Raw genomic sequence first — 6819 nt, forward strand, 5'->3', positions numbered from 1 at the left:
GTTATGGGCAGGTGACGTCGATTTCGAAGGGCTTGGTCACCGGTCCTGCCATTGGATTGGACAGGTCTGCACCGCTGGCCGTGCCGGTGATCTTGTAGGACTTGCCGTCCTTGGTGGCCTTGGCGCTGCCGGTGGTCCCACCGACCCCCAACGCCACACCGTTGACATTGCCCAACGCAACAGAAGTCACCCCGGGCGGATTGGCATCGGTCAACACCGCACCGATACCCGTGCCAGCACCGGCGCCGCTGGCGCTGGGCCCACCAATTGCGATGTTGACGCTGCCAGCGGTGGTAGCACAGGCCACCTGACCCTTGACGCTTTGGTCTTGGCCGTCGATGAGCACCTTGGTGTTCGACGCACCCACCGCAGCCACCCCACCGTTGGGTGTGCTGACCGACTTGTTGCTCGAGCAGCCGGCCAACCCCACCGCGAGGATCGCCGCTGCACCGGCCGTGATCATGATTTCGCGCTTCATTGCTAAACCCCTTCTCGTCAGTGCTTTACGCAATGCGCACACTCTGCGACACAGGGCTTACTGGATCCTTAATGCGCCTTCCAGCGGACTTAGCGCGAGGGCCGGTGATGAATTTCGAGTGTGAATTCTTGGTCGCCGATCCGAAGGCGATCACCGTCGCACAGTTCGGCACTGGGATCGATTCGCTGTCCTGCCACCAGGACCCCATTGGCTGATCCCAGATCCGTGATCACCAGCGTCGCGCCGTTGTCGGTAATGACGGCGTGATGGCGGCTGACTTTTACGTCGGACAACACGATGTCGTTATCGGGGCTACGCCCGATCCGGGTGGCCGTGCCGGCCAATGCATATCGTTGCCCGTCGGCGCTGCACAACACCGCCGTGACGGGCCGCCGGATGGTGATGGGGTCGCCTTTGAGGGCGACAGAAGACACGATGGTGTCTTCGGCATGGGCCTGCGCAGCCTTCCGCACATCCACGGGTTCCTGGCGCAGGACTTGCCCATGCAGCTGCCGTAACTTGGGGCCCGGGTCAATACCCAGGTCTTCGGCCAGCCTGGTTTTCAGCCGCGAATACGCGTCGAGCGCATCTGACTGGCGGTCTGCCAGATAATAGGCGGTAATCAGCTGCGCCCATAGCGGCTCGCGGTAGAGATGCCTGCCAATCAGGGTCTCCAGTTCCATGATCACGGCTTCTGGTCGGCCACAAGCGATTTCAGCCTCGGCATGAGTGGTGTGGGCGAGGACCTTTTCCTCATCGAGTGCCGTGGCGAGGGTTTCAACAAACTGGAAGTCGCGCAGGTCCTCCAGGACCGGGCCGCGCCACTGCGCCAGCGCTTCCGACAAGTGCCGGCTGGCCAGCTCAAATTGCGCGGCGGCCGCGGCGTGCACTCCGGCGTCTTTTTCAGTGCGAAAACGCCCGAGGTCGGACTGCTTGTGATCGATAGCCAGTCGGTACCCCGGCGCTGCGTTGGCCAGTAAGTCCCGATCGATGCCCGCGCTACTCATCAGGCGACGCAAATTGGAGATGTAGGCATGCAGGGTGGCTCTCGCACCTGCTGGTGGCCGCTGATCCCAGGCGGCGCCGATCAGCGTGTCGATGTCGATAGGTCGATTGGCGTTGACAACCAGCACCGCCAGCACCGCGCGTTGCTTCGGCGTACCCAGCGGCACCAACGCGCCCCCGACGCTCGTCTGCAACGGACCCAAGACACCGAATTGGACCCGGTCGCCGTCCGTCGCGTCGTCATTCCCGGTGCTTAGCGAAGCCATGGTCAGCAACCCACCGCCGTGGCAATGGCACCCGCAAAGGCGCGTCGCGCCCCCGACCCCTCGCCGATCATGACGTTCCTACGCCTAAACCAGTAAGCCAGCTAAATATCAGCAGCATAGCGCCTAGGATTTGCCCCATGCCGGTGTCGGTAGGCGAACTGTTTGCGGGATTCACGATCCTGCGGGTGCTGGGCGCCGGCGCGATGGGCACGGTGTATTTAGCGGCCCATCCGCGGTTACCGCGCCAAGATGCGCTGAAGGTGCTGTCGGCGGAGTTGACCGCCGACACCCAATACCGGGAGCGGTTTCTGCGTGAGGCCGATTTGGCAGCCAGCTTGTCGCATCCCAACATCTTGGGCATCCATGACCGCGGCGAATACGAAGAGCAGTTCTGGATTTCAATGGACTATGTGGCCGGCACCGATGCGGGTCGGCTTGTGCGCGAGCAGTACTCAACCGGAATGCCCCTCGGTGATGCGCTGGCGATCATCACTGCGGTCGGCTCGGCGTTGGATTATGCGCATCAGCGAGGGCTGCTGCACCGCGATGTCAAGCCGGCCAATATCTTGCTGGACACTGAATCGCAACGAATCTTTTTGGCCGACTTCGGAATCGCTCGGCGCGTCGATGACATATCCGGGCTGACCGAGACGAACATGGCGGTGGGCACGGTGTCCTACGCGGCGCCCGAGCAATTGAAGGGTGAGTCGCTCGACGGGCGTGCCGACCAGTACGCCCTGGCCTGCACCGCATTTCACCTATTGACCGGCGCGCCGCCCTATGTCGATTCCAATCCCGCGGTGGTCATCACCAAACATTGCATGGCCCCAACCCCGTCGCTCGAGCAACGCCGCCCGGAGTTGGCTGGACTGGATCCGGTGCTGGCCAGAGCGATGGCCAAGGCGCCTGCCGACCGGTTCGCCAACTGTCGAGAATTCGCCACAGCATTGCAGCACCATCTCAGCCCGCGGTCCGTGCACTTCCACGCCCCGTTGCCGCACCAACCGCCAACGCAGCCACACGCTGTCAGGCAGCGGACTTCACGTCCCAGAATTGCGCTTGCGGCGCTTGTGGTCATCGCGTTGCTGATCGTCGCTGGTGGTGTCTTCGCGGGCATGAAGTTCTTCGGACACCGCGGTCGCGCAGGTGTGGCAAGCTCGGCTGTTAGCTCGCCGTCGGCCACCACGACAGCCAATGCCCACGCCTTCACCGGCACCTACCGGGCCGACTATGGCCCGGGCACCGATCTCGAAGGCAAACCGGTCGCCGGTGCGCCGGCGATGACTGCCAACTGGGGCGTGCGCTCGACGTGTGGCGCGGGCGGCTGTGTGGCGACGGCGTCATACCTGGGCGGCAGCGGAATCGTGCTGGTGTCGAATTTGGTGTTCGATGAGGTGGGCGGCAATTGGGTTGCCGTGGGCCTCGGCTCAACGCCGTGCAACAACGCGCCGGCCGAAGTATGGGTGGTGTTCACCCTGCAACCACAGCCGGACGGCACTCTGTCAGGCGAAACCACCAGGTCCACCACCAACAGCTGCAGCAGCGGAAAACGACACGTAACCTTCACCCGCACTGGCGATCCCGACGTCGCCAAAATTCCCGACCCGGCCGCCTTACCGCCGCGCGCGGCGTCCCCCGCCGCAGCGCTACACGGCCGCTACCACGAAACGATCACCTACGCGAACGGCAATGCTGCGCCAGGGCAAGACGATCTCACTGTCCGTACGGAGTGTCTTCGCGCCGGCGATCGATGCATGAGCTTATTCCACGCGCCCGACGGTGATGCGCCACTGGTCTTCAGCGGTGGAAAGTGGACCCGCGACGACGAGGGCACCGTGCCGTGCAATCTCGGTGGCACGGCGCATATCAAACTCACCGCGGAATACCCGCTGCCTGACCCGCTGCAAGAGCCGATTCCGGTACTGACCGGGAACGGACAGAATGTCACGACCGAAAGCGCTTGCGCTGGCGGTGGTTTCGAAGACAAGTTCGAGCGCACTGGCGACTAGCCTATGGCGGCCTATCCATTAAGGATCCATTCAGAGCCGCTGTCTAACTTGATGGCCATGAAAATAGCCCAAACCTTGAGGCGGGTCATTGGCCTAGCACTACTGTCGGGCGGCGTCGCGGCGGCCGGTTTGGGGCTCGCCGCAGATACTGCTCAGGCCCAGCCCGGCGACAATTTCTCGCAACCCCACCAATGGTGTCCAGGACAACCCTTGCCGGCGAACGACGTCCATTGGGACACGAATATCTGCCACACCTGGTACTGGGTCCCGGTCGGCGGGATGGGTAATGTCGGCCAGTTTGTGTGGGATGGTGAAAACCCACCGCCTCATGGTCCGCCCCCCTGCTACGGAGCGCCCATCTGCTTGCCCGGTCTGTAGCTCGGCCGCGGGGCAAGTGAGATTACTTGGCCAGCCCGTGGCGGGTGCGGTCTTCGCGAGTCGGAACACCGTTACGGCCAGTCACGTCCTGGGCATACAGACCGGTCGCATAGGCGACACCACCGCCGTTGATGCCGAGCTCAGCCCGGTCGATGTGATCTAACGTGTCGGTGCTCTTGTGGTAGTTGGGGTCGAACGGCTGGTCGGCGGCACCGCCCCATAGTTTCGCCTGCTCCGCGGTCTTCTTGTTCTCGGCGCCGGAGAACAAGCCGCCCGACGGGATACCCGCTAACGAGAAGCCGTCGTAATCGGACCGGCCGTCGAACGACGTGTCCTGCGCCGTCTTGCCGGCCGAGTTCAGGTAGGCGACCAGCGACCGCTCGATCCCGGCCGAGCCCTCGGGCACCACCGGATTACCCCGTTGGTCGAGCGGCAACGACTGGTCTCCGTCGTAGGTGAAGTAGCCCGGATTCGGCGACGCGAGCATGTCGAAGTTCAAATACAGCGCAATGTCCTTGAGCGCGTTGACATCTAATGACTCGACGTACTTCCGCGACCCGATCAGCCCGAGTTCTTCTGCGCCCCAGAAGCCGAAGCGCACCGCATTGTGGATCTCCGGTGAGCTGCCCAACTGCAGCGCGGTCTCCAGGATCGCGGCCACCCCGGACCCGTTGTCGTTGATGCCCGGCCCCTCGGGAACGCTGTCGAGGTGCGCACCGGCCATCACCACGTCGCTGGTCAAGCCGGTCTTGGTCTGAGCGATGACGTTGCGGGCTTGGATGGTCTTGGTGTCCGCGGAGAGCTTTACCGTCGCGGGCTCCGAGGTAAGGCGCAGCGCGGCGCCATCGGGCTTGGTCACGCTGACCACCGGGATCTTGACGTCGGTCTTCTCGCCCAGCGTGCCGCCCATGCGCTCCTCGACGACGTTGTCGGCGATGACCATCGCCACGGCGCCGCGCTGCACGGCGGCGGCTTCCTTCTGGGCGAACGGGCAGGTGCCGCGGTCCACCAGCACCACCGCGCCGTTGACCGGCAGGCTGCCGTAGTCGGAGGCAGCGCAGGCCGGGTTATCGTCGGGGGCAGTAACCAGCGGACCGGTCACCCCGATAGGTGGTGTGGCGAGGCTGAATTCCAACGCCCGAGCTTCGATCGTTCGGTCGCCGACAGTCACCGACCCCGGGTCGGAGTGGAACACCCGTGCTTCGAACTGCACGGTCTGCACGTCAAAACCCTTGTCCTGCAGCTTGCCCACCACATAGTCGACGCTGGCGTCGTAGCCGGGAGTACCGACCGCCCGGGTGTTGCCGTTGGCCTTGGCGATGTCCTGCAGCTTGGTCAAGTGCGCCATCATCGCGTCGGCGCTGACCCGTCCGCGCAGCGCGGCGGCGAAATCCGGGGCTGATATCCGCTTCATTGGCTGGATGCTGTCAGACGATGCACACCCCCCGACCGCCAGCGCAATGGCCGCAGCGGCTGCAATCCCAGCGAGGAACGGTTTTGATTTGTTTGCCATCGCGCTCAGGTTAGACGGCTCCGTCTTCGTCTGAGTCGTCAAGCCGCAGGTAAGCATGAATAGTGGTGCCGGCCGAAGTCGTGTGGGTGCGCAACAAATCCGCGATCGCGTTGACCACGAAGAGCCCGTACGGGCCTAACCCCTTCCCGGCGGGTGGGCGGCGGCCCGCGAGCGGATCGGTCCACAGGCCCATATCGCGTGCCTCGCAGACCACGTGTCCGGCCTCGTACCAGAACGCCAGTCGGCACGCGCCGCCGGCATGGTCAAGGCTGTTGGTCGCCAGCTCGGTGGCGACCAACAGGAGGTCGGCGACTCGATCCGCGGACATGCCGAGCAAACGGCCATAGCGGTCACCGCACTTGCGGGCGCCGGCCAGATCGGCCGCCTCGCCGACGGTGAACGTCACTGCGGCCGGGTTCGTCGCCAACGGTTGATTGCACTGGTCGAGCGCGGCGTCGAGGGCGTACTCCGGGCTGTGATTGCGCGATCCTGCCCGCCAGATCTGCGGATGCGTAAGGCGGACATCGGCCAGGACGCTCTCACCGAGGCAGGATGCGTCGTACGGACACAGACCCGTCACGTCCAAGCCCGCAAACGCAATGTTGGCCAGTGCCTCATGTTGCATACACGCGGAATGTTCGAACGCGCTGCGGCCCGCCCACAGGGGCTCGGCGATGATGCGGATGTGCTGGCCAGGGTGGCGTTCGACGAAGGCGAGTTGGACAGCGAGGATCCGGCCCGGGTTACGGCCAAATTCCATGATGTCAGCCATCGTGACGTCGGCCGCCGCGTCACCCAACGCAGTACGCAACGACGCCAGCCTGTCTCCTGGCACTGCGACCAACACCGGCTGCGCCCGGTCCAAACCCTCGGAGATGAACCGCGCCAGCCAGTCGACGTATTCGCGCTCCGAGTGATAAAGGAGCGCAGCGTGGTCGAAGCCACAAACCTGGGCGTGTCCGGTCTGGGTCATGTCGACGGCTTAGTTCCTCGCCAGAGTTTCGCTGCAGTGTCGCCCCGTAGATTTACCCAGCCGGTGGAAAACTAACCGCTTTCGCCGCTCGGCTCGATGATCAAGTCGGCCACGGCGCGCATGCCTGCGGCGTTGGGGTGAAACGGCGCAGGTCGCCACGGCAGCGGCCAGCCCGCACCCACCGCCCACGGGTCCGC

The 6819-nt window shown here is 64.3% G+C and carries 6 protein-coding genes and 1 pseudogene; 2 read left to right on the top strand and 5 right to left on the bottom strand.

The window, feature by feature from the left end:
* Position 1: 1 nt before the first annotated feature.
* A complete protein-coding gene (locus WAN71_RS18275; protein WP_422226688.1) occupies positions 2-478 on the bottom strand; it encodes a lipoprotein LpqH in 477 nt (158 codons plus the stop codon).
* An 89-nt stretch (positions 479-567) separates the two neighbouring features.
* Positions 568-1749 (bottom strand): BTAD domain-containing putative transcriptional regulator, encoded by a 1182-nt coding sequence (locus WAN71_RS18280; protein ID WP_422226689.1) that lies wholly within the window; start codon positions 1747-1749, stop codon positions 568-570.
* A 137-nt stretch (positions 1750-1886) separates the two neighbouring features.
* Here WAN71_RS18280 and WAN71_RS18285 point away from each other — a divergent pair, with 137 nt between their 5' ends.
* Positions 1887-3758, top strand: coding sequence for a serine/threonine-protein kinase (locus WAN71_RS18285; protein ID WP_422226690.1), 1872 nt, complete (start codon positions 1887-1889; stop codon positions 3756-3758).
* A 57-nt stretch (positions 3759-3815) separates the two neighbouring features.
* Positions 3816-4136, top strand: coding sequence for a hypothetical protein (locus tag WAN71_RS18290; RefSeq protein WP_422226691.1), 321 nt, complete (start codon positions 3816-3818; stop codon positions 4134-4136).
* A gap of 22 nt (positions 4137-4158) precedes the next feature.
* Here WAN71_RS18290 and WAN71_RS18295 read toward each other — a convergent pair whose 3' ends face one another.
* The 3 genes and pseudogenes from WAN71_RS18295 to WAN71_RS18305 form a co-directional block, all read right to left on the bottom strand.
* Entirely contained in the window at positions 4159-5649 is a 1491-nt protein-coding gene (locus WAN71_RS18295; RefSeq protein WP_422226692.1) for a M28 family metallopeptidase, read from the bottom strand.
* Positions 5650-5659: 10 nt separating this feature from the next.
* A complete protein-coding gene (locus WAN71_RS18300; RefSeq protein WP_422226693.1) occupies positions 5660-6622 on the bottom strand; it encodes an anti-sigma factor RsbA family regulatory protein in 963 nt (320 codons plus the stop codon).
* Positions 6623-6693: 71 nt separating this feature from the next.
* Positions 6694-6819 (bottom strand): annotated as a pseudogene (locus tag WAN71_RS18305) (SGNH/GDSL hydrolase family protein); the annotation flags it as partial.

This window comes from Mycobacterium sp., assembly GCF_049280035.1.
Lineage (GTDB): Bacteria > Actinomycetota > Actinomycetes > Mycobacteriales > Mycobacteriaceae > Mycobacterium.